The 26,668-nt window shown below is 66.7% G+C and carries 31 protein-coding genes; 21 read left to right on the top strand and 10 right to left on the bottom strand.

Annotated features, from left to right (window positions below; genetic code table 11):
* Window positions 1-38: 38 nt before the first annotated feature.
* The 7 genes from VGN66_RS11555 to VGN66_RS11525 all read right to left on the bottom strand — a co-directional run bounded on the left by VGN66_RS11555 (window position 39) and on the right by VGN66_RS11525 (window position 4,287).
* A complete protein-coding gene (locus VGN66_RS11555) occupies window positions 39-395 on the bottom strand; it encodes a hypothetical protein (RefSeq protein WP_327518964.1) in 357 nt (118 codons plus the stop codon).
* Window positions 396-434: 39 nt separating this feature from the next.
* Entirely contained in the window at window positions 435-710 is a 276-nt protein-coding gene (locus tag VGN66_RS11550; protein ID WP_327518963.1) for a hypothetical protein, read from the bottom strand.
* Entirely contained in the window at window positions 704-880 is a 177-nt protein-coding gene (locus VGN66_RS11545) for a hypothetical protein (RefSeq protein WP_197421923.1), read from the bottom strand. The genes VGN66_RS11550 and VGN66_RS11545 overlap by 7 nt, the downstream gene beginning before the upstream one ends.
* Before the next feature lie 158 nt (window positions 881-1,038).
* Window positions 1,039-2,664 (bottom strand): phosphoenolpyruvate carboxykinase, encoded by a 1,626-nt coding sequence (locus tag VGN66_RS11540; RefSeq protein WP_327518962.1) that lies wholly within the window; start codon window positions 2,662-2,664, stop codon window positions 1,039-1,041.
* Window positions 2,665-2,878: 214 nt separating this feature from the next.
* Window positions 2,879-3,481 (bottom strand): hypothetical protein, encoded by a 603-nt coding sequence (locus tag VGN66_RS11535; RefSeq protein WP_327518961.1) that lies wholly within the window; start codon window positions 3,479-3,481, stop codon window positions 2,879-2,881.
* 168 nt (window positions 3,482-3,649) lie between these two features.
* The gene (locus VGN66_RS11530) at window positions 3,650-3,940 is read right to left on the bottom strand and encodes a helix-turn-helix domain-containing protein (RefSeq protein ID WP_327518960.1); all 291 of its coding nucleotides are present in this window, start codon (window positions 3,938-3,940) and stop codon (window positions 3,650-3,652) included.
* Window positions 3,937-4,287, bottom strand: coding sequence for a type II toxin-antitoxin system RelE/ParE family toxin (locus VGN66_RS11525; protein ID WP_327518959.1), 351 nt, complete (start codon window positions 4,285-4,287; stop codon window positions 3,937-3,939). Before VGN66_RS11525 ends, VGN66_RS11530 begins: the two co-directional genes overlap by 4 nt.
* 90 nt (window positions 4,288-4,377) lie before the next feature.
* Between VGN66_RS11525 and VGN66_RS11520 the strand changes: the two genes are divergently transcribed.
* The 10 genes from VGN66_RS11520 (at window position 4,378) to VGN66_RS11475 (ending at window position 11,675) form a co-directional block, all read left to right on the top strand.
* On the top strand, window positions 4,378-5,094 hold the full coding sequence (locus VGN66_RS11520) for a response regulator transcription factor (RefSeq protein WP_327518958.1): 717 nt from the start codon (window positions 4,378-4,380) through the stop codon (window positions 5,092-5,094).
* Window positions 5,063-6,655 carry a sensor histidine kinase gene (locus VGN66_RS11515; RefSeq protein WP_327518957.1) on the top strand — a complete coding sequence of 531 codons (1,593 nt, stop codon included), beginning with the start codon at window positions 5,063-5,065 and terminating at the stop codon, window positions 6,653-6,655. Before VGN66_RS11520 ends, VGN66_RS11515 begins: the two co-directional genes overlap by 32 nt.
* Before the next feature lie 26 nt (window positions 6,656-6,681).
* A complete protein-coding gene (locus tag VGN66_RS11510; RefSeq protein ID WP_327519376.1) occupies window positions 6,682-7,113 on the top strand; it encodes an aldolase in 432 nt (143 codons plus the stop codon).
* Window positions 7,110-8,030: an RNase adapter RapZ gene (gene rapZ, locus VGN66_RS11505; RefSeq protein ID WP_327518956.1), complete on the top strand. Its 921-nt coding sequence runs from the start codon at window positions 7,110-7,112 to the stop codon at window positions 8,028-8,030. Before VGN66_RS11510 ends, rapZ begins: the two co-directional genes overlap by 4 nt.
* Before the next feature lie 24 nt (window positions 8,031-8,054).
* Window positions 8,055-8,462 (top strand): PTS sugar transporter subunit IIA, encoded by a 408-nt coding sequence (locus tag VGN66_RS11500; protein WP_327518955.1) that lies wholly within the window; start codon window positions 8,055-8,057, stop codon window positions 8,460-8,462.
* Window positions 8,459-8,731: an HPr family phosphocarrier protein gene (locus tag VGN66_RS11495; RefSeq protein WP_066660312.1), complete on the top strand. Its 273-nt coding sequence runs from the start codon at window positions 8,459-8,461 to the stop codon at window positions 8,729-8,731. Before VGN66_RS11500 ends, VGN66_RS11495 begins: the two co-directional genes overlap by 4 nt.
* Entirely contained in the window at window positions 8,731-9,537 is an 807-nt protein-coding gene (locus VGN66_RS11490) for an RNA methyltransferase (RefSeq protein ID WP_327518954.1), read from the top strand. Before VGN66_RS11495 ends, VGN66_RS11490 begins: the two co-directional genes overlap by 1 nt.
* 106 nt (window positions 9,538-9,643) lie before the next feature.
* Window positions 9,644-9,859, top strand: coding sequence for a hypothetical protein (locus tag VGN66_RS11485; protein WP_327518953.1), 216 nt, complete (start codon window positions 9,644-9,646; stop codon window positions 9,857-9,859).
* Window positions 9,860-9,911: 52 nt separating this feature from the next.
* Window positions 9,912-11,342 (top strand): cysteine--tRNA ligase, encoded by a 1,431-nt coding sequence (gene cysS, locus VGN66_RS11480; protein ID WP_327518952.1) that lies wholly within the window; start codon window positions 9,912-9,914, stop codon window positions 11,340-11,342.
* A 48-nt stretch (window positions 11,343-11,390) separates the two neighbouring features.
* Complete coding sequence (locus VGN66_RS11475; protein ID WP_327518951.1) at window positions 11,391-11,675, top strand: hypothetical protein; 285 nt, start codon at window positions 11,391-11,393, stop codon at window positions 11,673-11,675.
* A gap of 23 nt (window positions 11,676-11,698) precedes the next feature.
* Here VGN66_RS11475 and VGN66_RS11470 read toward each other — a convergent pair whose 3' ends face one another.
* Window positions 11,699-13,069: a DUF1501 domain-containing protein gene (locus VGN66_RS11470; RefSeq protein ID WP_327518950.1), complete on the bottom strand. Its 1,371-nt coding sequence runs from the start codon at window positions 13,067-13,069 to the stop codon at window positions 11,699-11,701.
* 11 nt (window positions 13,070-13,080) lie between these two features.
* Entirely contained in the window at window positions 13,081-14,790 is a 1,710-nt protein-coding gene (locus VGN66_RS11465; protein ID WP_327518948.1) for a DUF1800 domain-containing protein, read from the bottom strand.
* Window positions 14,791-14,943: 153 nt separating this feature from the next.
* Here VGN66_RS11465 and VGN66_RS11460 point away from each other — a divergent pair, with 153 nt between their 5' ends.
* The 11 genes from VGN66_RS11460 to VGN66_RS11410 all read left to right on the top strand — a co-directional run bounded on the left by VGN66_RS11460 (window position 14,944) and on the right by VGN66_RS11410 (window position 24,569).
* Window positions 14,944-15,879: a D-2-hydroxyacid dehydrogenase gene (locus VGN66_RS11460; RefSeq protein WP_327518947.1), complete on the top strand. Its 936-nt coding sequence runs from the start codon at window positions 14,944-14,946 to the stop codon at window positions 15,877-15,879.
* 33 nt (window positions 15,880-15,912) lie between these two features.
* On the top strand, window positions 15,913-17,346 hold the full coding sequence (locus VGN66_RS11455; protein WP_327518946.1) for a carotenoid oxygenase family protein: 1,434 nt from the start codon (window positions 15,913-15,915) through the stop codon (window positions 17,344-17,346).
* A 38-nt stretch (window positions 17,347-17,384) separates the two neighbouring features.
* On the top strand, window positions 17,385-17,969 hold the full coding sequence (locus VGN66_RS11450; RefSeq protein ID WP_327518945.1) for an aminodeoxychorismate/anthranilate synthase component II: 585 nt from the start codon (window positions 17,385-17,387) through the stop codon (window positions 17,967-17,969).
* Window positions 17,970-18,112: 143 nt separating this feature from the next.
* Window positions 18,113-18,466, top strand: coding sequence for a PilZ domain-containing protein (locus VGN66_RS11445; RefSeq protein WP_327518944.1), 354 nt, complete (start codon window positions 18,113-18,115; stop codon window positions 18,464-18,466).
* A 76-nt stretch (window positions 18,467-18,542) separates the two neighbouring features.
* Window positions 18,543-19,538, top strand: coding sequence for an anthranilate phosphoribosyltransferase (trpD, locus tag VGN66_RS11440; RefSeq protein WP_327518943.1), 996 nt, complete (start codon window positions 18,543-18,545; stop codon window positions 19,536-19,538).
* Complete coding sequence (gene trpC / locus VGN66_RS11435; protein ID WP_327518942.1) at window positions 19,535-20,320, top strand: indole-3-glycerol phosphate synthase TrpC; 786 nt, start codon at window positions 19,535-19,537, stop codon at window positions 20,318-20,320. Before trpD ends, trpC begins: the two co-directional genes overlap by 4 nt.
* Window positions 20,317-20,787, top strand: a complete 471-nt coding sequence (gene moaC, locus VGN66_RS11430) for a cyclic pyranopterin monophosphate synthase MoaC (RefSeq protein ID WP_327518941.1) — start codon at window positions 20,317-20,319, stop codon at window positions 20,785-20,787. Before trpC ends, moaC begins: the two co-directional genes overlap by 4 nt.
* 247 nt (window positions 20,788-21,034) lie before the next feature.
* Window positions 21,035-21,976 carry a PilZ domain-containing protein gene (locus tag VGN66_RS11425; protein WP_327518940.1) on the top strand — a complete coding sequence of 314 codons (942 nt, stop codon included), beginning with the start codon at window positions 21,035-21,037 and terminating at the stop codon, window positions 21,974-21,976.
* Window positions 21,977-22,128: 152 nt separating this feature from the next.
* Window positions 22,129-23,313 (top strand): molybdopterin molybdotransferase MoeA, encoded by a 1,185-nt coding sequence (locus VGN66_RS11420; protein WP_327518939.1) that lies wholly within the window; start codon window positions 22,129-22,131, stop codon window positions 23,311-23,313.
* A gap of 71 nt (window positions 23,314-23,384) precedes the next feature.
* The gene (gene lexA, locus VGN66_RS11415; RefSeq protein WP_327518938.1) at window positions 23,385-24,056 is read left to right on the top strand and encodes a transcriptional repressor LexA; all 672 of its coding nucleotides are present in this window, start codon (window positions 23,385-23,387) and stop codon (window positions 24,054-24,056) included.
* A gap of 102 nt (window positions 24,057-24,158) precedes the next feature.
* Entirely contained in the window at window positions 24,159-24,569 is a 411-nt protein-coding gene (locus tag VGN66_RS11410; RefSeq protein ID WP_327518937.1) for a GFA family protein, read from the top strand.
* Window positions 24,570-25,470: 901 nt separating this feature from the next.
* Here the strand turns inward: VGN66_RS11410 and VGN66_RS11405 are convergent.
* Window positions 25,471-26,667: a DUF1343 domain-containing protein gene (locus tag VGN66_RS11405; protein ID WP_327518936.1), complete on the bottom strand. Its 1,197-nt coding sequence runs from the start codon at window positions 26,665-26,667 to the stop codon at window positions 25,471-25,473.
* Between the last annotated feature and the right edge of the window lies 1 nt (window position 26,668).

The raw sequence follows: 26,668 nt of genomic DNA, 5'->3' as shown, positions 1-26,668 counted from the left end.
ACAGGAACCGGCCGCGAACGGGCCGGTTCCCGTCGCGATCATTTCTTGCCGAAGAAACCCGAGGCCAGTCCGGTCAGGTCGTTGAGCGGGTTGCCGTCGCCATCACGGTCGAGCGCGCCGAGAATGCCGGCCGCGCCGTCGGTCTGCAGCATCGTCGCGAACTTGCCGAGCGCGCCTTCGCCGCCGATCTGAGCGATCAGGTCCTGCATCTTGTCGAGCGGCAGGCCAGTCGCGGCGGCGGCGCCTTCGGCCGTGTCACCGGCCATCTGGTGATGCTTGGCCAGCGCCTGCACCGCAGACTCGACATGTTCGGGCGACAGGCCAACTTTGGCCGCGAGATTGGTGAGGCCGTCGGTGCCGCCGACCTGGCCGAGAATGGTGTCGAGGATGCTCATCTGCGTCGCTCCTTGCGTGGGGAAATGCCCCGCGCGATCCTACCCCGCCGGATGGAGCACGTCGAGGCGGGCGATCACCGCGCGGACGCCGTCATCGCTCGCAATGGCGAGGTCGATCGGGCGCCCGTCCAATCCGTCGTCATGCGCATTGAGGAACGCCAGCACAGCCGCATTGTCGCGCAGCCGTTCCCAGACGAGCGTCGCCACCCGGCCCTGACGTGCCACCGCTTCGGGGGCGAGGCGCGGCTTGTCGCTGTGGCGGCGGAACTGGCGCGTGCGCGGCTTGTCGGTTTCGGCGGGGGTCGGGGTCAGCATGGCGCGCGCGTCAGCGACCCTTCCTCGCCCAGCGCGCTGCGCAGCACGCGGATGCGGTCGGCATAGCCGCGCGCGAGGTCGCGGTGCGACCGGGTGGCGCACAGGCAATCCGATGCCTTGGCACGCATCAGCGAGACCTGATGGCGGTAGAGAAGGTAGTTGAGGTCCATGAAGCGGCTCCCGTCGTGTAAGCGGGAGCGCGAAGAATCTCTCAGTCGTCGGCGCCTACGGAGCAATGTGCCGACGATGATTGCTATATAGGGGAGCGACCGGAAAATAGCCAGCGCCATCCCCCGCCGAAACGTGTCGGCGGAGGATGGTGAAGGGATCAGGCGGGCTCGGTTGCCTTGCTGCGGCTCTGCGGTGCAGCCTGGCGCACGCCCTCGTCGACATGATCCGCGAACTGCGCGAAATTGGCGACGAATTCGTCCACCAGCTTTGCCGCGGTCGCGTCATACTCGCCCTTGTCCGCCCAGGCGGCGCGCGGGTCGAGCATGTTGGGGTCGATGTCGCCGACCGCGACCGGGACCATGAAGCCGAAATTGGGGTCCTGACGGAATTCCGCATCCTTCAGGCTGCCGTCGAGCGCGGCGTTGAGCAGTGCGCGGGTCACGCGGATCGGCATGCGCTTGATCCCCGGCATCGTCGCCTTGCCGCCGCTCCAGCCGGTGTTGACCAGCCAGCAATCGACCCCGCCCTTGGCGATCCGCTCCTTGAGCAGATTGCCATAGACCGACGGGTGGCGCGGCATGAACGGCGCACCGAAACAGGTCGAGAAGGTCGCCGACGGCTCGGTCACGCCGATCTCGGTCCCCGCGACGCGCGCGGTATAGCCCGAGAGGAAGTGGTACATCGCCTGTTCCGGCGTCAGCTTCGCGATCGGGGGCAGCACGCCATAGGCGTCGGCGGTGAGAAAGATGATGTTCTTCGGCACCGGCCCCAAATTGTCCGCGCTCGTATTCGGGATGAAGTCGAGCGGGTAGGAGCCGCGGCTATTCTCCGCCAAGCTATTGTCGAACAGGTCGATCTCACGCGTTTCGGCGTCCATCACGACATTTTCGAGCACCGTGCCAAAACGCTTGGTGGTGGCGAATATCTCCGGCTCGGCCTCGGCCGACAGGTTGATCATCTTGGCGTAGCAGCCGCCCTCGAAATTGAAGACCGCAGTGTCGGACCAGCCATGCTCGTCATCGCCGATCAGCGTGCGGCTGGCATCGGCGCTGAGCGTCGTCTTGCCAGTGCCCGACAGGCCGAAGAACACCGCCGTGTCGCCGTCCGGGCCGATATTGGCCGAACAATGCATCGGCATGATTCCCTTCACCGGCAGCAGATAGTTGAGCAGGCCGAACACGCTCTTCTTCATCTCCCCGGCATAGGCGGTGCCGCCGATCAGGATCAGCTTTTCGGTCAGGTTGACCGCGATCACCGTCTCGCTGCGGCAGCCATGTTTGGCCGGATCGGCCTGGAAGCTCGGCAGGTCGATGATCGTATATTCGGGGTCGAAGCCGGGCAGCTCGTCCGCTTCCGGCCGGCACAGCAGGGTGCGGATGAACAGGCTGTGCCAGGCGAATTCGGTGACGACGCGGACGCGCACGCGATGCTCGGGCTGCGAGCCGCCATACAGGTCCTGAACGAACAGCGTGTCCTTGGTGCCGAGCGCGGCGAGGAAATCAGCCTTGAGCGCCGCGAAATGCTCGGGCGTCATCCCGACATTGGTGCTGCCCCACCAGACGCTGTTCTCGGTCTCGGCATCGCGGACGATGAACTTGTCCTTGGCGCTGCGCCCGGTGTGCTTGCCGGTTTCGACGACCAGCGGCCCATCCTTGGCCATGCGGCCCTCACCGCGCTGGATCGCATGTTCGACCAGCGGGGCGGTCAGCAGGTTCCAGTGGACAGGCTTGTCCGCCGCGACGCCCAGCGCGTCGAGGCCGATCTTCGGGGTACGATCGGTCACGTCTCTCTCCTCACGCCGCATCGTTCGCACGGCATTGCATTCGTATGCGTGGAGTCGCGCATAGGCGGCGGAAAAAAGGGGGGTCAACAACAGTAACCGGTGTCAATTGTGACCGAACGCGCTTATTTTTGGTGACAACGCTGACCTGTTGCAAAGTTCGCGATGAGGTCTGCATCGACAAATCCGGTGGGGCGTCGTTGCGCCAAGTGGAGGATCAGCCCCGGATGTCGCTTTGAACCCGACAGTAGAGGTCGGAGATATAGTCATTTTCGTAGGATGGGGGCTGATGTGGCTCGGGTTGCAAATCCTTGTCGACGCCGAGCAGCACGCTTTCCTTCACTTCGGGTGTAGCGCCGCGCGCACACCGAAGGGCTTTGCTGACCGCTTGTCTCGCCTTACGCTCGGCGGGTCCCCAGACGAGCACCTCGGCATTTGCCTCTAAGCGCATGCATAGCGCGATGCCCCCGATGAAACCGGCCCCATACTGGATTGACCAACGCAAGCTCTGCCACTCGCCATCTTCATCGCGACTTCCCCAATCATAAGGTAGAACGGCGACGATCGCGTAAACGGCGGCATACACGAGGACGCCCACGGCGATCCACGTCACAAAGACGGCGGGCATGGAATACCAGGCTGCCGATGGGGTCAGAATGTTCCGGCGCCGCTGTTTGATAGCGCTGCGCCGGTCCATGTGATTCACCGCAAGCGTGTCGAGAAACCAGCCCGGTGCGAATATTGCGGTCGCCACATAAAGGGCACCGTAGAGCCCGAAAGCTGACTGCACGGCTCGGAAGATAAGTGGTGCTTCGTCCATATTTTGCCCCCCAACGGCTGAATACGGTCCGCTGGAGCATCGGGCAAGCGAGAGGGGAGAGGTGTACTCGCACCATGCAATTCCGGGGAGACGATGTTAAATTGGCCTTGCCCCGGCCTCGCGGGTCCTCTTTGGGCTCCGCCTCCAGCCGATCCGTCAAGCACCCGCCTACTGCAACAACTCGCGCACCAGCGACGGCTTCTTCGCGATCATCGCCAGCAGCACCTGCGCCGGCCCGGTCGGACGGCGGCGGCCATGTTCCCAGTTGAGCAGCGTGCCCTTGGCGACGCCGATGCTGCGCGCAAAGGCGCTCTGTGACAGGCCGGTGCTGGCGCGGATTGCCGACACATCGACGACCGGCACCTGGATTTGATGGATGACAGCCCCGGTCTTCTCGCCGCGTGCGAACGCCAGCGCTTCGTTGAGCCCTTCCATCAGGCCGTCATAGACTTCACTCATACCCGGTCTCCGTCGATGCCATAGGTTGCGAGCAACGCCTTGCTCAACGCGACCGCAGCCGCCTGTTCGGCCTTGGTCAGATTATCCTTCTCGTTCTTGGCGTAGATCGTCAGCAGGAACAGGGGCATCGTGTCGCCCCCGAACACGTAAAGCGTGCGATACCCGCCGCTCTTGCCACCGCCCTCGCGCGCGATCCGAACCTTGCGCAGCCCGCCGCCCAGCGGCGTTCCAGCTTCCGGGTTCGCCGCCAGAAACGTCACGATCCCGGTGCGCTCTTCGTCGGACAGGATCGCCTTGGCGCGCTTCAGGAACGACTCGAGTTCCACAACGGTTTGCAGGCGCTGCATTCAGTATATCTATGTGCTGCGGACGTATAGGTCAATGACACACACCCCTCCCCCGTTGAGCCTAGCCCCACATTCCGCTACCCCATCCGCATGACCGCAACGATTGCGCTGGTCGATGACGACCGCAACATCCTGACTTCCGTGTCGATCGCGTTGCAGGCCGAGGGGTTTGTGACGCGCGTCTATTCGGATGGAGAGGCGGCGCTGAAGGCGCTGGTCGATAATCCGCCCGAGCTGGCGGTGCTCGACATCAAGATGCCGCGCATGGACGGGCTGGAGCTGCTGCGGCGGCTGCGCGAAAAGAGCCAGATCCCGGTGATCTTCCTGACCAGCAAGGATGACGAGCTGGACGAGGCGCTGGGCCTGGCGATGGGCGCGGACGATTATATCGCCAAGCCGTTCAGCCAGCGGCTGCTGATCGCCCGCATCCGCGCGATCCTGCGCCGGACCGAGCTGGTGGCGGCGACAGCGCAGGGCGAAGAGGAGCCGGCCGCCGAGGCGCAGCCGGTGATCGAGCGCGGGCCGCTGGCGATGGACCCGGCGCGGCACAAGGTGACGTGGAAGGGCGACAACGTCACGCTGACCGTCACCGAGTTCATGATCCTCGAAACGCTCGCCCAGCGGCCCGGCATCGTCAAGACGCGCAACCAGCTGATGGATGCGGCGTATCAGGACGACATTTACGTCGATGACCGCACCATCGACAGCCATATCAAGCGCGTGCGCCGCAAGTTCCGGCAGGTCGATCCCACATTCGACGCCATCGAGACACTCTATGGCGCCGGATATCGCTTCTCCGACGAATAGACCCGCCACGACGCGGGAAGAGCGCGACCTGTCGCTGCGCTGGTCCGGCCGGGTCAGCCTGACGCCGCGCATTCTGGCGGTGAACATCTTTGCGCTGGTGATGCTGGCGGGCGGGTTCTTCTACCTCGACAGCTATCGCGCGCGGATCGTCGATAGCCGGGTCGAACAGGCGAGCCGTGAGGCGCGGCTGATCGCCCAGGCCGTCGCGATGACCCCGCCGAGCGACCGCACCGCGCTGATCGAACGCGTCGCGAGCGAGGCGGATATCCGCATCCGCCTGTACGATCGTGCCGGGCGGATGACGCTGGATACGCGCGCGCTGGGCCTTAACAATTTCGTGCTGCGCGATCCCGACAAGGATCCGTGGAACCAGAGCGCGGCACGTTTCCTCGACGCGGTGTTCGACACCGTCGCGGGGGCGGACCGGGCGCAGCAGTTTCGCGAACGCGCGCCCGCCAAGGGCCTCGACTGGCCCGACCTTGCCGCAGCACTCCGCACCGGCGAATCCAGCGCGACCGTGTGGCGCGCGCCCGATCGCACGCCGGTGATCACCGCCGCCGCGCCCTATGGGCCGGAGGGGGCGGTGTTCACCAGCTCCAACGCGCGCGACATCACCCAGCGGGTGCGGATCGAGCGGTTCCGGCTGGGGCTGGTGCTGGCGTTCACTGCAGGGCTGTCGGTGTTCCTGTCGCTGTTCCTGGCGCGCACCATCGTCCGCCCGCTGCGCCGCCTTGCCCGTGCCGCGGTACGGGTGCGGCTGGGGCGCGCGCGCGAGGTGGTGGTGCCGCGCCTGCCCGAGCGGCGCGACGAGATCGGACACCTCGCCCGGTCGCTGTCGGACATGAGCCTCGCCTTGCGCGCGCGGATCGACGCGACCGAGGCGTTTGCCGCCGATCTGGCGCATGAGATCAAGAACCCGCTCGCCTCGCTGCGCTCCGCCGTCGACGGCCTGATGGCGGTGCGCGATCCGGCGTTGCAGGAACAGTTGCTGGCGGTGGTGCGCGACGATGTGCTGCGGCTCGACCGGCTGATCAGCGATATTTCGGAGGCGTCGCGGCTCGACGCGCAGCTCTCCCGCGCCAAGTTCGATCCGGTCGATCTGTCGGCGATGCTCGCCGCGATGGTCGAGGAGCGCAGCAGCCGCGGGGTCGAGCGCGACATTCGCCTGCGTTTCGACGCGCCGATGGGTCCGATGCCGCGCGTGATGGGCGAAGGCGCGCGGCTGGAGCGGGTGTTCGCGAACCTGATCGACAATGCCGTGTCCTTCTCCCCCGATGGCGGCACGGTCGCGCTGTCGCTGGCCGCATCGGGCGACATGCTCGAGGCGCGGGTCGAGGATGAAGGGCCGGGCGTGCCGGAGGAAGCGCGCGAGGCGATCTTCCGCCGCTTTCACACCGACCGGCCCGCAGGCGAGGAATTCGGCAAGCATTCCGGGCTAGGGCTTGCGATCGCGCGGACCATCGTCGAAGGCCATCAGGGCAGCATCGACGTGGAGACGCGCGAGGACCGGATGCAGGGCGCGCGCTTCGTCGTCCGCCTGCCGTTCGTGCAGCCGGGGTGAGAGAGCGGGGAGTGTAGAGCTTGGCGATCCTGTCTTCCGAAACGCTGCATGCGTCCTGCGTCGCGATCGATGGTCGCGCGGTGCTGATCGAGGGGCGCTCGGGCGAGGGCAAATCCGATCTGGCGCTGCGGCTGATCGACCGGGGCGCGCTGCTCGTGTCCGACGATTATACGATCTGCACGCGGCGCGATGGCGTGCTGCACGGCGCGGCCCCCGCGACTATTGCGGGCAAGATCGAGGTGCGCGGGATCGGCCTCGTCACCCTGCCCCATGCAGATAGCGCGCCGATCGCGCTGCTCGTCACCATCCTCGACGCGCCCCCGCGCATGCCGGAGGGACCGCAGACGCGGAAGATCGCCGGGGTCGATGTGCCCGTGGTCGCGCTACCGGCACTCGAACCCTCCGCGCCGATCAAGGTCGAACTGGCGCTGCGCCATCTGACGGAGCTGAAACGATGAACAAGCGGCGGCCCAAGCAAATCCTGCTGGTCACCGGCATGTCGGGGGCGGGCAAGTCGACCGTGTTGCGCACGCTGGAGGATCTGGGGTGGGAAGTCGTCGACAACCTCCCCCTGCTGCTGCTCAACCGCCTGCTCGATACCGACCCGCCCGAGGGGAGCGAGGGCGACGAGCGACCGCTGGCGATCGGCATCGGCACCCGCACCCGCGCGTTCGACGCCGACAGCATCGTGCGCCGCATCAAGAAGCTGCGCGACGAGCGCGGGTACGACATGGGGACGCTGTTCCTCGACTGTTCGGGCGCCGAGCTTGAGCGCCGCTATTCGGAGACGCGCCGCCGCCACCCGTTGGCGCTCGACCGCCCGGCCAGCGACGGCATCCATCGCGAGCGCGAGTTGCTTCAGCCGCTGCGGCGCTGGGCCAACAGGGTGATCGACACCACCACCCTGTCGTCGAACGAACTGGCGCAGCAGATTCGCACGAGCTTCTCCGGCCGCGGCCTGGGCGAGACGGTGGTTTCGGTGATGTCGTTCGGCTTTGCGCGCGGCGTTCCGGCGGGCGCGGACCTGGTGTTCGACATGCGCTTCCTGCGCAATCCGCACTGGGTCGAATCGCTGCGTCCGGGCACCGGCAAAGACGCCGATGTCTCCGCCTATGTCGCCGACGACCCGGCCTATGCCGAGGCGATTACCCGAATCGAGGAACTGATGCTCCTCCTCCTCCCCCGCTATCAGGCGGAGGGAAAATCCTATGTTACCATCGCGTTCGGCTGTACCGGCGGGAGACACCGGTCGGTCCATGTCGCCGAACGCGTCGCTGGCCGGTTGCGCGAAGCGGGTTTTTCGCCCACGGTAACGCATCGTGACTTGCAAACCGCGCCGCAGGACTCGCTAGAAGGCCCGCCGGCTGCAAGATGAACCGCATGGGACAAGCGTAAAGACATGATTGGACTGGTACTCGTGACGCACGGGCGGCTCGCGGAGGAGTTCGTCGTCGCGATGGAGCATGTCGTGGGCAAACAGGAACGCATCGCGACGATCGCGATCGGGCCGGACGACGACATGGAGGGTCGGCGCGCTGATATCGCCAAGGCGATCATCGCGGTCGATGGCGGCCGCGGCGTCATCGTGCTGACCGACCTGTTCGGCGGCACCCCGTCGAACCTCGCCATTTCGCTGATGGACGCGGGCAAGGTCGAGGTGATTGCGGGCATCAACCTGCCCATGCTGATTCGCCTTGGCGGCGCGCGCAAGACGATGAAGGTGACCGAAGCGGTCGCCGCTGCGCGTGAAGCCGGGCGCAAATACATCACCGTCGCATCCGAGGTTCTGGGCGAGGCCGCCGCTTGAGCCGGGTCAGCCGCACCGTGCTGATCGGCAACCGCCGCGGCCTGCACGCGCGGGCGAGCGCGAAGTTCGTCACCCTCGCCTCCTCCCAGCCATGCGAACTGACCGTCGAGAAGGACGGCAACGCCGTCACCGGCACGTCGATCATGGGCCTGATGATGCTGGGCGCCGCAATGGGCGACACGATCACGATCAGCGCAGCCGGCGACGGCGCCGAGGACGCGGTGCTCAAGCTGGTCGAACTGGTCGAGGATCGCTTCGGCGAGGATTGATGCCCCGCGAAATAACCGCCTTTTCCAATCCGCTGGTCAAGCGGGTCCGCAGTCTGCGCGACAAGAAGCATCGTCGCGACGAGGGGCTGTTCCTCGCCGAAGGGCTGCGCATCCTGACCGAGGCGCGCGAGGCTGGGCATCTGCCGGCCTATCTGTTCTTCGCCAAGGGGCATGACACCCATCCGCTGGCGCAAGAGCTGATCGCCGCGACCGAGGCTGCGGGCGGTGAGGTCATCCAGACGGATAACGACATCCTGTCCAAGCTGTCGGGCAAGGACAACCCGGGCGCAGTGGTCGGCGTCTATGCTGAACTGTCCACCGACCTTGCCCGCATCGACCGCACCACCGCGCCACTTTGGCTGGTGGCCGAACGGCTGCGCGATCCGGGCAATCTCGGCACGATCCTGCGCACTGCGGACGCGGTCGGCGCGGGCGGGCTGATCCTGATCGATGAGTGCGTCGATCCGTTCAGTGTCGAGGCGGTACGCGCCAGCATGGGCGCGCTGTTCACGATTCCGATCGCGCGTGCGCCTTGGACAGAGTTCCACAGCTGGCTGCGTGCCGGCCCCGGCCAGTTGGTCGGCCTCGCGCTGGAAGGCGCAGTCGATTACCGCGCGCCGGAGTTCGCCGCGCCGGTGTTCCTGCTGACCGGAAACGAGGCGCAGGGGCTGCCCGCCGACTATGCCGCGGCGTGCGATGTGCGGGTGAAGATCCCGATGCTGGGCAAGGCCGACAGCCTCAACGCCGCCGTCGCGACGGCGGTGATGGCCTATACCGTGCTCGACCGAATCCGTCCGTTGGACTGACCGCCCGACCGTTGCACAATCGCAACACGGGCAATCCGCTTCGCGTCGCATCCGGAACCAAATCCGGATTCCGTGCGTCGAACCGGTCAAGTCTGGAGACGAAACGATGTTTTACGACACGACCCCCTTCACCGCCGCGAACAGCGGCTACCGCGTCGCCTTTCGTCCGGGGGAGCAGAATATCTGCCCCGGATGCGGCCAGTCGCACTGGATGATCGGACGGATGACCGCCGAATGCGCCTTCTGTGCCACCGCGCTGCCGATCAACACTGGCGGCAGCTTCGGCGCCGGGCGGTTCACCGCCAAGTCGCTGGCCGCCTGAACGCACAACGGGGAGGTTGGTAAGCCGCCTCCCCCGCGCTATGGCGCGCGCCATGACTGGCGCACCCCTCACCCTCTACAACAGCCTCACCCGCGCGTTCGAAGCCTTCGCGCCGATCGATCCCGCCAAGGGGGTGCGCGTCTATTCGTGCGGGCCGACGGTCTATAGCGACCCGCATCTCGGCAATCTGCGCGCCTATGTGTTCACCGATACGCTCAGCCGCGTGCTGCGGTGGAAGGGCTATCCGCTCACCCATGTCCTCAACATCACCGATGTCGGCCATCTGACCTCCGACGCCGATGCGGGCGAGGACAAGATGGAGGCGGCGGCGAAGAAGCGGGGCATGAGCGCGTGGGACATTTCGCGCCACTATGCCGATGTGTTCCGCCGCAATTTGCGCGACCTCAACATCCGCACCCCCGATCACATGCCGCTGGCGACCGATTACGTCGCCAGGATGATCGATTTCGCCAAGGGCATCGCGGACGAGCATTGCTACCAGCTCGATAGCGGCCTGTATTTCGACAGCAGCACCGTGCCGGATTACGGCAAGCTGTCGGGCGGGCAGGACGATGCCGGTGAAGGCCGGATCGAGAGCGTCGAAGGCAAGCGCCATCCACAGGATTTCGCGATCTGGCGCACCACCCCGCCGGGCGAGACGCGCCAGATGGAGTGGGATTCACCTTGGGGCCGCGGCGCGCCCGGCTGGCACCTCGAATGCTCGGTGATGAGCGCCGAACTGCTCGGCCTGCCGTTCGACATCCACACCGGCGGGATCGACCATCGCGAGATCCACCACGTCAACGAAATCGCGCAGAACCAGGCGCATTGCGGGTGCGCAAATTCGGGCGCGAAGATCTGGATGCACAATAATTTCCTGGTCGATCGCGGCGGGAAAATGTCGAAGTCCAAGGGCGGCATCGCGACGCTCGACGCGCTGGTGGCCAAGGGCGTGCACCCGCTCGCCTATCGCCTGATGTGCCTCTCCGCCCATTATCGCAGCGAGCTGGAGTTCAGCGGCGAGAACCTGATGGCGGCGCTGGTGCGGCTGCGGCGGCTGGTGCTGGCGGCGGAGAAATTCCGCGCGACCGAGGGCAAGGGTGGCGGCAATGCGGCGAGCTATCTCGAGCGGCTCGACGCGGCGATGTCGGACGACCTCAACACGCCAAAGGCGCTGCCGGTGCTTGAGGAACTGCTCGGCGACAAGCAGTTGGGCCAGGAAGCGCGACTGATGACGCTGACGCAATTCGACACCGCGCTCGGCCTCAACCTGCTCGACCTGTCCCGCGTTGACCTGCGCGTCCGTCCGTCCGACGCGCTGGTCACCGAAACGGAGATCGAGACGCGGCTGGCGCAGCGCAAGGAAGCCCGCGCCGCGAAAGACTTCGCCCGCTCGGACGCGCTCCGCGACGAGCTGCTCGGCGCCGGGGTCGAAGTGATGGACGGCGACCCGATCGGGTGGGACTGGCGGGTAGAGGTTTGAGTCGTCTCTTGCAGAGCTCAGCCGCAGTACAGCGGAACGGGGGCAAATGTGATTGTCGATAAGATACTTATTTCGCTGTCGCTGTTCGCGCTGGGTTCCTGCAATTACCCCGTGAGTGAAGAACAGAAGGCGATTGAGAGCGCCGCCAAGGCAGCGAAAAGCCATCCCGTTTATGGGGGAAGCATGCTCGACTGGGAGAAACCAGACGTTGTTGACGAAGGCCATGCTTTTCGAGTGAAATTTTCACCGGCACCAGGTTGGATGGGTGGTTCAGTCACCTACTCGGTGAATAAGTCAAACGGCGAGCTAAAGATCGTTGCTGCCGAACAGTAGGCAGTGATGCCTCAGCTCGAACACTATACAAACCCCAAATTCGTCGTCGAATAATTCCCGATATTCGGCAGCACCGTCGACATATTCCCTGCCGACACCCCGAACCAGCTTGCCAGCGTCGCGGCGTACTGGTCGACCGAGGTCGTCGGCAGGAGCCGCCCCTGCCCGACATCACTCGGCGTGTTGTGTCCGAAATCGGGGGCAGTGCCATAGATGCGGCCGCCCTGCACCGCGCCGCCCAGCACGAAATGCATGCTGCCCCAGCCATGGTCGGAGCCGTCGTCATTCTGCGTCAGCGTGCGGCCGAAGTCGGATGCGGTGAAGCTGGTCACCTTGTCCGCGATGCCCAGCGCGTTGGTGGTGTCGTAAAAGGCGCGCATCGCATCGGCGACGCGGCCGACCAGGGTCGGGTGATCGCGCACGAGGAAGTCGTGCATGTCCCATCCGCCGATCGAGACGAAGAACACCTGCCGCTTTGCGCCCAGTTCCTGCGACACCGAAATCAGCCGCGCGACGATCTTGAGCTGGTCGGCCAGCGAGTTGCCGGCCGGAAACAGCGGGAAGTTCGCCGCAGGGGCGCTGCCCAGCGCGCCATTCACCTGTGCATAGAGGTCGAGCGCGCGTTTCGACACGGTGGCGTGTTCGTTGGCGATCAGGTTCGCCTGCGCCCCGCCCATCAGCGAGCGCAGCGTGCTGGCCGCCGTGGCCGACCCGAACAGGGTCGATGCGCCATTGATCAGCGCGGTCGGGCCGTTGGTGCCGGTGACGTACTGGATCGAGCTGCGCCCCGACAGATACACCGCATTGCCCGACGCGCTGATACAGGTGAGCGCACTGGTGCCGTTGCCGCTCTGCAGCAGATCGCCGATGCGCCCGCCCCAGCCCGAGGTCGCGCCCTCCGCGCTCGACGCCTGCCAATAGCTTTGCTGGTCGTTATGGCTGAACAGCTTGGGCGGCAGCGCCACCGACCGCGCGTTATATTCGGCCTTGGTCGTCGGGCGCACCAATGTGCCGACATTGAGCACCGGGGCGAGCTTGCCCGCGTTGAACAACGGCAGCAGCGACGCCATCGTCGGCGCGAGGGCAAACTGCCGCCCGCCCAGCGCATTGCTCGGGTTGAGCAGCGTCGCGGTCAGGCTGTCGCGCGTGTGGCCCAGCGTCGGGCGCTGCGCGAGATAGGCGGCGTGGGTTGCGCTGTCATAGGGCGGCAGCGTGTTGGCGTAATCATTGCCGCCATAGAGGAAGATGCACACCAACGCCTTGTAATCGCTCGCGACCGCCGCCGATGCCTCGCCGATCGCGGCAAGCTGGGTGACGAAGGGCGCGGCGGCACCCGCTGCACCGAGCGCGGCGGTACGCTTGAGGAAGGCGCGGCGCGATTGGTTCTGGTCCATGTCCCGGCCCCTCACTTCAGTGTCAGAAATTCGGGCGACGCCATCGTCAGCAGGACGGCGATGGCGATGCGGTTGTTGGTGTTGGTCGAACTATCGACCGCAGTGCGGATCGCGGTTACCGTGGCGGTGGAGAGCTGCCCCGCCGCCAGCCACAAATTGACCCGGTCGACCAGCGCCGCGCTGTCCCCGGCAATACCGCTGATCGACCCGTAATCGGTGCGCAGGTCGGTCGTGTTGTTCACCACCGCCTGCATGTAATTCACATAGCCGACAACGCTGATCTCGTTGGTGATCTGCAATTCCGGCGCGACCAGCCCGGCCGTCGCGATCGGCGTGTTGGGCGGGGTGTAGCCGGGACGGAAGAAGTTGAAGACCGACGGGCTGCGGCCCATCGACTGCGCCAGCCGGTTGGTCCCGCTGCTGGTATTGCCGGTCGTCCAGTTGCCCGACGCGCTGGTCGCGCCGAATGCGCGTGCCCATGACGTCAGCCGCATCACCGGTTCGCGCAGCTTGCCCGCGCTGGCCGCGCTCGGCTCGGTCCGCGCCTCGCTGTCCATCAGGATCGCGCGGATCACCGCCTGCATGTCCCCGCGCACGCCCGAGCCATTGTCGGCGAACTTCGCGGCGACGCGCCCGACATAGGCAGGCGAAGGGTTGCTGGTGACCAGCCGCTGGATCAGCTGTTTCGACACGAACGGCGGCACATTGGGGTGGGCAAAAATCGTGTCGAGCGCCTGCCGCACCGCGTCTGCGCCCGACGCTCCGGCAGAGACGGTGGCGCCAAGGAAGTTCGAAACACCGGTCTCATGCTGCCCGGTGTTGAAGATCATCGCCCGGCGATAGCGGTCGGGGGTCGTATTGTCCGACCCGTCGAGCACCAGCCCCGTAAACACCCGCGCCAGCCCCGACACGTCCGCCGGGGTATAGGTTTCGACCGGCTGTCCGCCCGATGTCACGGCGCTTCCGTCCATATTCAGCCGGGTCAGGCCGATCGTGAACAGCTGCATCAGTTCGCGCGCATAATTCTCGTCGGGGACCGACCCGGTGCGACTGTCCGCCTTGCGGTTGCCAAGGAAGGTCAGGAACGACCCCATCGCCGGAGTATAGGTCACGCGCTCGATCAGCGTGCGGAAATTGCCGAACGCAGTGTCCATCAGCACATCGACATAGGCGGCCATGGCGAATTGCCGCCAGCTGAGGTTGACCCCGTCGATCCCGACCACCAGCATTTCGAGCAGCGCCATGCCGACACGCTGGCGCAGCTGATCTCCCGCGCCGGTCAGCTGGCTCCACATCGCATTGTCGAAGCCGTTCTGGTTATTGACGTTGGCGGTGTCGCTATAGCCCTTGCTCACCAGCCAGTCCCACAGGGTGGTCGGGCGCGGCTTGGCGAATTCGGCGGTGATCCAGCCGTCATAGCCGCGCGCCTGGACATCGGCGATGTCGGCGGCGGTCGCGCCCATCGTCGCCTGCGCCAGAAAGCGGCTGGCCTGGGCGGCAGTCGGCGGCGGTGCCGGGCTGGGCGTGGAGATCGGGCCGGGTGTCGAGACGACGCCGCCGCCTCCACCGCCGCCCGAATCGCATGCTGCCAGCGCGAGCGCGAGCCCGCTGACGCCGACTGCCGTGAAGCTGCCACCCGCGCGTGCCACATCGCCCGCGACCGCCGGTTGCGGCGCGGACGGTTCATCCGCCGCGATCAGCGGCGATTCCGGTTTGTCCATTGGTCCCACCCCCGGGGCGGGTCACACCTTGCCCCACCCGATCCTCTCAATCTTTGTAGGATGGCGCCAGAGCGAAACAGCGTGAAGCCCCCGCTAACCGACTCGGTCCGGCGCGAATTGCGCGCTCTTCGCCGCCGCCGTAACATCATCGCCATGAAAGCCGTGCTGCCCGCGCTCGCCCGCCCGCTGATCGAACCCGGCCTGCCCGCCGGGATCGATGCGCATTGGTTCACCAGCCGCGAGGAGGCGCTGACGATGATCGGCGATGCCGATATCGGCTGGGTCGACATGAACCGGCCGGGCTGGACCGGCGAGATCGCGGCGGCGGGGACGCGGCTCAAATGGCTGTCGACCATTTATGCGGGCATCGACGCGTTCGACATCGACCTGCTCAAGGCACGCGGCACGATTCTGACCAATGGCGTCGGCATCAATGCGATCGCGGTCGCCGAATATGCGGTGCTGGGCATCCTCGCCGCCGCCAAACGCTTCGACGAGGTCGTGCGCATCGCCGACCGGCGCGAATGGCCGACCGATGCGCCGGGCAAGATCGAGCTGTTCGAAACGCGCGCGCTGGTCATCGGCTATGGCACGATCGGGCGAATGATCGGCGATCGGCTGGCGGCGTTCGGAGTGGATGTGACCGGCGTAACCCGTTCAGGCCGCGACGGCACGCTGACCCCCGACCAGTGGCGCGAGCGGATCGGCGAGTATGATTGGGTCGTTCTCGCCGCTCCCTCGACCGCGCAGACCGGCGCGATGTTCGGTGCGGCGGAGCTGGCGGCGATGAAGCCCGGCGCATGGCTGATCAACATCGCGCGCGGCGATATGGTCGATCAGGATGCGCTGATCGCCGCCCTTCACAAGCGGCGGATCGGCGGCGCGTTCCTCGACGTGGTGACGCCCGAGCCACTGCCCGCCGACCACCCGCTGTGGACCGCACCCAACGCGATCCACTCGATGCACCTGTCCGGGCGCTCGCAGACGAAGATGTTCATGCGCTCCGCCGCGCTGTTTCTGGACAATGCGCGGGCCTTCATGGGCGGCACGCCGATGACGAATATCGTCGATCTCGACGCGGGCTATTGAAGCCGGTTACACTCGGCAAACAGGGGGAATGACATGCCGCCAATCGACGACATCGCACTCGACCGCCGCGCCCTGCTGCGCGCCGCCGTGCTGACCTCCGCCGGTGCGGCGTTCCCCGGCGCCGCCTTTGCCGAACCGATGGCCAACCCGTTCCTCAACGGCATCCACAAGCCGATGACCGAGGAAAAGACCCTCGCCAACCTCAAGGTGACCGGCACGATCCCGCCATCGCTCAGCGGTCGCTATCTGCGCATCGGCCCCAATCCGGCGGGGGATATCGACGCGGCCAAGGCGCACTGGTTTCTGGGCGACGGCATGGTCCACGGCATCCGGATCGAGGGTGGCAAGGCGGTCTGGTATCGCAACCGCTGGATCCGCTCGAACCGCGTCGCCAAGATGACCGGCCTGCCCGCCGCGCCCGGCGCGGGCGGATCGGTCAACACCAATGTGCTTGGCATCGGTGGCAAGGCATGGGCGCTGGTCGAAGCGGGCGAGGCGCCGGTGCGGCTGTCCGAAACGCTCGACTCCGAAGCCTATGACCGGTTCGGCGGCACGCTGAAGGGTCCGATCTCGGCGCATCCGCATCTCGACCCCTATTCCGGCGAGTTGCACGCTATCTGCTATTTCGGGATGAACCAGAACCAGCTGTGGCACGTCGCGCTGAACACCGATGCCAAGGTGATCCGCAGCGAGCCGATCCCGGTGCAGGACGGGCCGTCGGTCCATGACTGCGCCGTCACGCCCAATTACGTGCTGGTGTTCGACCTGCCCGTCATCTTCTCGATGAAGCGGGCGATGTCGGGCTATGCCTTTCCCTATATCTGGAATCCCAAGCATCAGGCGCGCATCGGCCTGATGCCGCGACGTGGCACCGCCGCCGAGATGATCTGGATCGACGTCGACCCACTCTACATCTTCCACGCCGCCAATGCGCAGGAGACGGCGGACGGCAAGATCCTGCTCGACGCGATCGTTTATGACAGCATGTTCGCGACCAGCACGATGGGGCCGGACGTCAATCCGCGCGCCTTTGAACGCTGGACGATCGACCCCAAGGCGCGGCGAATCGACCGCGCGGTGATCGACAAGACGCCGCAGGAATTTCCGCGGATCGACGAGCGGCTGACCACGCGCCAGCATCGCTATGCCTATACGCTCGGCCTATCGAGCTTCGCCTCGCCCGACCAGCTCAGCAACGGCAAGCTCTTCCGCCACGACATGAAGGCGGGCAGCCGGCTGACGCATGATTTCGGCAAGGGCCGCGTGCCGGGCGAGTTCGTGTTCGTCCCGGGCGACAAGGGTGAGGACGAAGGCTGGCTGATCGGCCTGGTCATCGACCGCGACCGCGATGCCACCGATCTCGTGATCCTCGACGCGCAGCGCTTTGACCGTAAGCCGGTCGCCAGCATCCGCATCCCGCATCGGGTGCCGCCCGGGTTCCACGGCAACTGGATCGCCGATGGGTGAGATTGTCGGAACCGCTGCTTCGCGCTAGGCGGCAAACCATGATCCTCGTCATCGACAATTACGACAGCTTCACCTGGAACCTCGTCCATTACCTGATGGAGCTGGGCGCGGAGGTGAAGGTGGTGCGCAACGACGCGCTGACCGCGCAGGAAGCGATCGCCAGCAACGCGCAGGCGTTCCTGCTCTCCCCCGGCCCGTGCACCCCGAATGAAGCGGGGATCAGCCTCGACCTCGTCGCCGCGTGTGCCGAGGCGGGCAAGCCGCTGCTCGGCGTGTGCCTTGGCCACCAGTCGATCGGGCAGCATTTCGGGGGCAAGGTGGTGCGCGGCGGGCTGATGCATGGCAAGACGTCGCCGGTCAGCCATGACGGCACCGGCCTGTTCGAAGGGCTGCCCAGCCCGTTCACCGCCACCCGCTACCATTCGCTGATCGTCACCGACATTCCCGATGCGCTAGTGGTCAACGCCACCGCATCCGACGGCAGCGTCATGGCATTCCGCCACCGCGACCTGCCAATCCACTCGGTACAGTTCCACCCGGAAAGCATCGCGACCGAACATGGCCATGCGATGCTGGCGAATTTCATGAAGATCGCCGGGCTCGAGGCGAAAGCACTGGCGTGAAATCCCCGGTCCGCAGTCAATACCGGCTTAACCCATTGGCGCTAGAATCCGCGCCTAAGTCGTAGTTGCGGATCCGCGTTCGCGCGGAGCCGGAAGGTCAAACCATGGGCGAACCAGCGATCCACGAATCTCTCCCCCCTCGAATGCCGCGCCAGCAGGTGTTGCTGGGTGCTGAGATTTGCGGCTTTGGTGGCGGCGCGCCCACCAAACACCGGATCAAGGATCTGTCGGCTGGCGGTGCGCGAATCGATCGCGCCGGTACGCTAAGGGCCGGCGCGACCGTGCTGGTGTCGGTCGGCGTGCTCAAGGCGGTCGGCGCAACCGTCGTGTGGGTGAAGGACGATCTGGCCGGGCTTCGCTTTGCCGAAGCGATCGATCCCGACGCGGCGCGGTCAAAAGCGATCATCGCCCCGGCCAAGCCGCGCCCGACCCCACTGCTCAACCGGGGCGCGACCTCAGGTTGGATGAAGGATCTCGACAGCCCGTATCGGCGCTGAACACCCGCGCCCGCGCTTGCCCCACCGATAACAGGAATTGCTCGACTCGCGCGGCGCGCGCCGGAATAGAGGCGGCGTGACCACATTCAGCCTCCTCCCCGACCCAACCAGCCCGCTCGCGCGCGAAAGCGCAGCGCAGGCGTTCGCCGACATCCTTGATGGCCGCGCCGCCGAGGACGAGATCGAGGCGTTCCTGATCGCCTTGTCCGATCGCGGCGAAACCAGCATCGAGATCGCCGAAGCCGCACGGGCGATGCGCGCGCGGGTGATCCCGGTCAGCGCTCCCGCCAACGCGATCGACGTGTGCGGCACCGGCGGCGACGGGCACCACACGCTCAACGTATCGACCGCCGTGGCGATCGTCGTCGCGGCGGCGGGGGTGCCGGTCGCCAAGCATGGCAACCGCGCCGCCAGCTCCAAATCCGGCGCCGCCGACACGCTGGAGGCGCTCGGCCTCGACCTCGATCGCGCGGCGGCGAATGCCGAAGCGCACCTCAACGACCTCGGCATCGCGTTCCTGTTCGCGGCGAAGCACCACCCGGCGATGGCGCGCGTCGCCCCGATCCGCAAGCGCATCGGGCGGCGGACGATCTTCAACCTGATGGGCCCGCTCGCCAATCCGGCGGGGGTGCAGCGCCAGCTGATCGGCATCGCCCGCCCCGATTATGCGCCGATCTATGCCGAGGCGCTGGCACAACTGGGCGTCAAGGGCGCGGCGATCGTCGCGGGTGAGGAAGGGCTGGACGAATTGTCGCCCGAGGGCGGCTCGCTGGTGGTCAGCATCGGCGATGTCAGCCTGCCCGCGCGCGTGACCCCTGCGGACGCCGGCCTGTCCGCCCACCCGCTCGCCGCGCTGCGCGGTGGCGACGCGCAGGAGAATGCCGCAGCGCTGCGCCGCCTGCTCGATGGCGAGCATGGGGCCTATCGCGACGCGGTGCTGCTCAACGCCGCCGCGGCGCTGGTGGTGGCGGGTGAGGCCGCCGATCTGCGCGAAGGTGCGGAGGAAGCCGCCGAGACAATCGACAAGGGGCTTGCCAAAGCGCTGCTCGACTGCTGGATCGCCGCCGCATGAGCACGATGCTGGATGAAATCATCGCGGTGAAGCGCGGCGAAGTGGCGGACCGTAAGGCGGCGACGTCGCTTGCGGGCCTGCAGGCGCTGGCGATGGCGCAAACCCCGCCGCGCGGCTTTCGCGCCGCTTTGGATGCCAAGGCGGCGAGCGGATACGGGCTGATCGCGGAGATCAAGAAGGCTTCGCCCTCCAAGGGGCTGATCCGCGCCGATTTCGATCCCCCTGCCCATGCCCGCGCCTATGCCGCCGGCGGCGCGGCGTGCCTGTCGGTGCTGACCGACGCACCGTTTTTTCAGGGGCATGAAGACTATCTGATCGCCGCGCGTGCCGCCTGCGCCCTGCCGGTGATCCGCAAGGATTTCATGGTCGATCCATGGCAGGTGCTGGAGGCGCGCAGCATCGGCGCCGACGCGATCCTGATCATCGTCGCCGCGCTCGAAGACGCGCAGATGGCCGAGATCGAGGATGCGGCACTCGGCCTCGGCATGGATGTGCTGGTCGAAGTGCATGACGCCGAAGAGCTCGACCGCGCACTGGCGCTTCGGTCGCGGCTGATCGGGGTGAACAACCGCAATCTCAAGGACTTCACCGTCTCGTTCGACCGCACCTATGAACTGGTCGGCCGCGCGCCCGAAGGCTGCACCTTCGTCGCCGAAAGCGGGCTGACCGCCCGTGCCGACCTCGACGCGATGGCCGAACGGGGCGTGCGCTGTTTCCTGATCGGTGAATCGCTGATGCGGCAGGACGATGTCGAGGCGGCGACGCGGGCGATGATCGGGTGAGCAACCTCACCCATCTCGACGACACCGGCGCGGCGCGCATGGTCGATGTCGGCGCCAAAACCGAGACGCAGCGCACCGCCGTCGCCACCGGCCGCATCACCATGTCTGCGCAAGCCGCGACCGCGATCCGCGACGGGCTGGTCAAGAAAGGCGATGTCCTAGCAGTTGCGCGCATCGCCGGGATCATGGCGGCGAAGAAGACCAGCGACCTGATCCCACTCTGCCACCCGCTCGCGCTGAGCAAGGTCACCCTCGACCTCGTCCCCGACGACGGCGGCGTCACCGCCACCGCGACCGTCGGCCTGACCGGACGCACCGGGGTGGAGATGGAGGCGCTGACCGCCGTCACCGTCGCGCTGCTCACCGTGTACGACATGGCCAAGGCGCTCGACCGCACGATGGAGATCGGCGCAGTGCGGCTGATCGAAAAACGCGGCGGCAAGTCCGGCGACTGGCACGCCGACTAAAACACAATCCTCCCCCGCCGGGGGGAGGTGGCACGCGTAGCGTGACGGAGGGGGCGGAAGCACTTCGGCAAGAGCGGACAGGACGCAGCCGTCCTCCCCCTCCGTCGCCTTCGGCGCCACCTCCCCCTGGCGGGGGAGGATATCGAAACAGGCACGCCGACCAAGGTTAACCCGCCCCTTACCGCGCTCACTCAGCGAATCTTGATGCCGCAGGCCCCACAACTTTTTCGTTCAGTTGTGGGGCGTTATGTCGAGTTCGGGGCGGTCGGCCATATTTTCATTATCGGGCGGGCTCGATCCGGTTCAGCCGGGTAACGGCGAGAACGCCGCGCATGGCCGGTTGGTCGGCGCGCATGGTACGCGCGACTGCTTCATCCACCGCATCACCTCCGCCGGCGCGACGCTGACCGTCACCGGGCCGATCACCCATGGCGAGCGTGCGACGATGGAGCTGCCCTTCGGCGTCAGCGCGGAGGGATCGGTGGTCGGCGATGATCCCGATTCGCTCGCCTTCCACTTCGACGCGCCGCTGGATGTGGTCGCGGCGCTCGCGCGCTGCCTCGCCGCGCTCCCCGCCGAGCGCCGCCAGATGCCACGCATCGAGCTGCGCCAGCGGCTGTGCCTGCGTCACGGCGATCAGGTCGACTTCGCCTGGACCCGCAACCTCTCCCCCGCTGGCCTCGGCATCGAGATCCGCGCATCGTTGAAGGTCGGTGAGGTCGTGGAGATCACGCTCGACGGGCTGCGCCCGATCGCGGGCGAGATCCGCTGGATCGAACATGGTCAGGCGGGAATCGCCTTTGCCGAGGAAATGGGATGGCAGATCCTGATGCCGTGGCTGCGTCAGGTCGCCGATCGCCGCCCGCCGGTCGCGCACGAGCCGATGGCCGGCAGCGTGTCGCCGCTGGGCGCGGTCAAGAACGCGATCCGGCTCGACGCGGCGACGCATGTCCGCTCGGGCAGCAGCTGGTGGAACGCGCAGATCACCTCGCTCAGCAACGCGCTGGTCGAATTCGAGAGCGATACCGAATTCGCGCCCTTGTGCGGCCTGTGGCTGTCGCTGCCGCAGATCGGCGGCTGGCCGATCCGGGTGATCGAATGTCACGGCGCGCGCCACGTCGCCGAATTCCGCCTGCCGCTGCGCCCACATGAGATGGCCCGGCTGACCGAGGCCGCACGCCCGCGCTGATAGCATGTTTGGGAATGCGCCTTCCGGCGCATTGCGGCACCGGCCCGCTCCCCCACCCGGCCGCCCAACGACAGTGTATTCTATGGGTGGCCGGGTGGGGGAGCGGGCCGGTGCCGCCTCGACCATACGCCCCGCCCCGGCTAATCGGGAGCATGGCCGACATGATTTCCTTAGCTGAAGCGCAAGAACGCCTGTTCGCATTGGCCGATCCGGTGACGGTGGAGCATGTGCCGCTGCGCGACGCCGCCGGGCGCTGGGCCGCCGCGCCCGTGGTGGCGCTGCGCACCCAACCCGAACTCCCGCTGTCGGCGATGGATGGTTATGCGATCCGCTTCGCCGACCTGCCCGGCCCGTGGCGTGTCATCGGCGAAAGCGCGGCGGGGCGGCCGTTCGCGGGGTCGATCGCGGCGGGTGAGGCGGTGCGCATCTTCACCGGCGCGGCGGTGCCCGACGACGCCGACACGATTCTGATGCAGGAAGAGGCGGCGCGTCAGGGGGACACGCTATCGCTCGATGGCGAAGGCCCGCCCGCCCGTGGCGCGCATGTCCGCGTCGCAGGGCTCGACTTCACCGAGGGCGAGACGCTGATCGAACCCGGCGCGCGGCTGACTCCGGCCCGCATCGCGCTCGCCGCCATCGCGGGCCACGCCACCCTGCCCGTCCGCCGCCGCATCCGCGTCGCCATCGCCGCCACCGGCGACGAACTGCGCGCGGCGGGGGAGCCGATCGGCCCCGGCGAACTTCCCGAGAGCAACGGCGTGATGCTCACCGCGCTGCTCGGCGGGCTGCCGGTCGAACTGATCGACCTCGGCATCCTCCCCGACCGGATCGACGCGCTCACCGCCGCATTCGCCGCAGTCGATGCCGACCTGCTCGTCACCACCGGCGGCGCATCGGTCGGCGACCATGACCTCGTCCGCCCGGCGCTCGAGGCTGCCGGCACCGAGATCGATTTCTGGCGGATCGCGATGCGCCCCGGCAAGCCGATGATGGCCGGACGGATGCGCGATACCGTGGTGCTCGGCCTGCCCGGCAATCCGGTGTCGGCACACGTTACCGCCTTGCTCTTCGTCCTGCCGATGGTCGCGTATCTCTCCGGCGCGAGCGACCCACTGCCCCGTCGCCGCACCGCCATTCTTGGCGCAGCGCTGCCCGCCAATGGCCCGCGCGCCGACCATATCCGCGCCGTCCATCGCGACCGCGGCGTGGTTCCTGCAGACCGTCAGGACAGCTCGATGCTGCGCATTTTGGCCGCTTCGGACTGCCTGATCGTGCGTGCTCCACATGTTCCGGCGGCCGCACCCGGCGACTCGGTGGAAATCCTCGACATCGGCTGAGTCGCACCCGCTTGACGCGACGTGGAACAAGGCGTAAACGTTCCACGTCTGTTCTTGATAGGGGACGTCCAATGCTTACGAAGAAGCAGCATGAGCTAATCTGCTTCATCGCCGACCGTCTGGCCGAGACCGGGGTTTCGCCCTCGTTCGAGGAGATGAAGGACGCGCTCGACCTCAAGTCGAAGTCGGGCGTCCATCGCCTGATCTCGGCACTGGAGGAACGCGGCTTCCTGCGTCGCCTGCCCAATCGTGCGCGTGCGCTCGAAGTGGTCAAGATGCCCGAGCGCGGCGAAACGAAGAAGGCGGCAGCGCCCAAGTCGACCGTCGTCGCGATGCCGCGCCCCGCGCCGCAGCCGGCCAATGACGTGATCGAAATCCCGCTCCACGGCCGCATCGCTGCGGGCGTACCGATTGAGGCGATGGAGGGATCGACGATGCTCCCCGTCCCCGCCGCGTTGCTCGGCTCGGGCGACCATTATGCACTGGAAGTTGCCGGTGACTCGATGGTCGAGGCCGGGATCTTCGACGGCGATTATGCGCTGATCCGCCGCCAGGAAACGGCGCGCGACGGCGAGATCGTGGTCGCGCTGATCGACGAGATGGAAGCGACGCTGAAATACTTCCGGAACGAAGGCAGCATGGTCCGCCTCGACCCGGCGAACCGCAGCTACGATCCCCAGCGCTATCGCCCCGATCAGGTCCGCGTACAGGGCCGCCTCGCCGGGCTGCTGCGGCGTTACTGACGCACTTAAAGCCCCTCCCCTTCAGGGGAGGGGTTGGGGTGGGGCGGTGAGGCAAGGGCGCATACGCCAAACCAATCCGGCCCGGAACAAGGGAGAGCCAGCATGACCCTGACCGGCGGATGCCATTGCGGCGCGATACGTTACGAGATCGACGGCGAGCCGCTGCACGGCGGTCAGGCGCTGTGCCACTGCACCGATTGCCGCCGCAGCGCCGGCGCACCGATGGTCGGCTGGGCGATGTACCCTGAAGACGCGGTGACGGTGACGCAGGGGTCCCCCCGCGAATACGCCTCGTCCGAAACCGGCCGCCGCTGGTTCTGCGAGACCTGCGGCACCGGCCTGCTCTACCGCAACGCGACCAACCTCCCCGGTCTGGTCGACGTCCAGGCATCGACGCTCGACAACCCCGACGCCATCCCCGCCGCCGCCCACATCCAGACCGCCGACCGCATCGGCTGGATGAAGGACGCACATGACTTGCCCGAGTTCGAGCGATTTCCGGGCGGGGCGTAGGCTTGGGCGCGCCTTAGGCTCTCGCGTGCCTTACGGACCCAGCCCGGCTCGGCGCCGAGGGAAGGACGGTGGCGCCGATTGCGCCAAACGCTGCCGGCGGACTTGCGTACGGGGCGGCGGACCCATAGCCAAGCACGCGCAGAACGCGATAATCAGGCATGAAAGGAGCGTCCATAAAGCGCGTTCTTGCGACCTGCCTGTTGTGCTCGCTCCCATTGAGCATGATCCCCGACAGCGCCCGAGCGTGCACGCTTCCGTTGAACGCCTATGATGCCGCGAACGCAGCAGCTGCCGTGAAAGCAACGGTTACTGGCGTTCAGGGCTCGGGCCTCGGTGCGACGTATGACATTCGCCGCACGGCAATTATCGAATCCGCCCGGCCCCCGAAGCCAATTCCAACGCGGCTGCGGATCAGAATGGCAGATTACGTCCTGGGCACTTGTGGGTCGCAGAGCCCAGTGCTTCGCGCTGGCGACCGAATCACGCTCTACTTCGAGATCCGGGACGGCACGTTGCGACCAAGCGGTTGGAGACACTCTTAGCTGCGCATGCGCGTCTGAACGCTCGCCAATGCCTGTTTTCACGACTTCGGGGCGGCCCAATCGCTCCCTCATGGTCACCCCGGCCTTGTCCGGGGTCCACCGGCCGGCAGGCGCGGAGCGTGAAGCGCACGGGCGAAGGCGAGGCTGATTCCCCCCGTTGTTCACAGCGGCAGTGCACCGCGACAAGCAGGGATCGCCATAGGGTATCGCCAGCTATCGCTTGCGGAGCGGACGTCGATGGCGCAGCCTGATGACGTCAGGCACTCACTCAGAAGATGACATGGTTCCCAAACCGCCGGCCAAAGCCGTCCTCAACCCGGTGCAGACCGGCGGTGACACCAAGGGCCGTTGCGCCCTGCCTAATAGAGCAAAAACCGCGCCCGCAGCTCCACCCACGCCGCCTCATCCGCGCTCGCCGCCGCATCCAGATCGCCCGGCTCCGCAGCGGCATCATCGACCCACACGCGCAAGCCCGGCCCGCCATTGATCACATCGATTGCCAGTTTTTCGAACTCATATTCATACGGGAAATCGCGCCACAGATCATAATCCGGGTACAGCGCCCGGATCGCCTTGAACCCCAGCGCCTGCAACCGCCACGGCTGGAACGCGTCATGGTCGTATCCCGCGCCCTCAGCATGGATGAACACGCCGCTGCACAATTGCCCGACATGCTTGTGAAAGGTCGGCTGGAACCAGAAGTCGCGCAGCGTGCAGCCCGCGGTCCATTCCGGCGCGATCCGGCGCATTTCCGCGATCACCGCCTTGCCGTCGATGTCGGGCGCGCCGAACAGCTCCAGCGCGCGCGTCGTGCCGCGCCCCTCGGACAGCGTCGTCCCCTCCAGCATCACCGTGCCGGCATAGGCGCGCGCCATGTTGACGTTGGCGGCGTTGGGGCTGGGGTTGATCCACACCCGCTCGGGCGGCCAGCCGAACCCCGGCGCAGCGTCCGGCGCCCAGCCCTGCATTTCGATCACGCGATATTCGACGTTCAGCTTGAAGTGGTCGATGAACCACGCGCCCATCTCACCCAGCGTCATGCCGTGCCGCATCGGCATCGGCCCCGCGCCGACGAAACTCTCCCATCCGGGCAGCAGCATCAGCCCCTCGACCGGGCGCCCCGCCGGGTTGGGACGGTCGAGCACCCACACTTCCTTGCCATGCGCCGCCGCCGCTTCGAGCATGTACAACAGCGTCGTGACATAGGTGTAGATGCGGCACCCCAGATCCTGCAGGTCGATCAGCACCACGTCGAACGTGTGCATCGACTGCCCCGTCGGGCGCCGCACCTCGCCATACAGGCTGAACACCGGCATCCCGTAGGTGGGATCGGTATAGTCCGGCGATTCCATCATATTGTCTTGCAGATCGCCGCGTACGCCATGCTGCGGCCCGAACACCGCCGATACATCCAGCCCCGCCGCGACCAGCGCGTCGAGGCTGTGCGTCAGGTCCGCCGTCACCGACGCCGGATGCGCGAGCAGCGCGACGCGGCGGCCCTTGAGTTGTCCAAGCAGCGCGGGGTCGGCGATCAGCCGGTCGATACCGAAGTTCATG

Origin of the sequence: Sphingomonas sp., from assembly GCF_035998645.1 — a bacterium.
Lineage (GTDB): Bacteria > Pseudomonadota > Alphaproteobacteria > Sphingomonadales > Sphingomonadaceae > Sphingomonas.
Note: the sequence above shows the minus strand (reverse complement) of the source record. Positions and strands in the feature narration are given on the sequence as shown.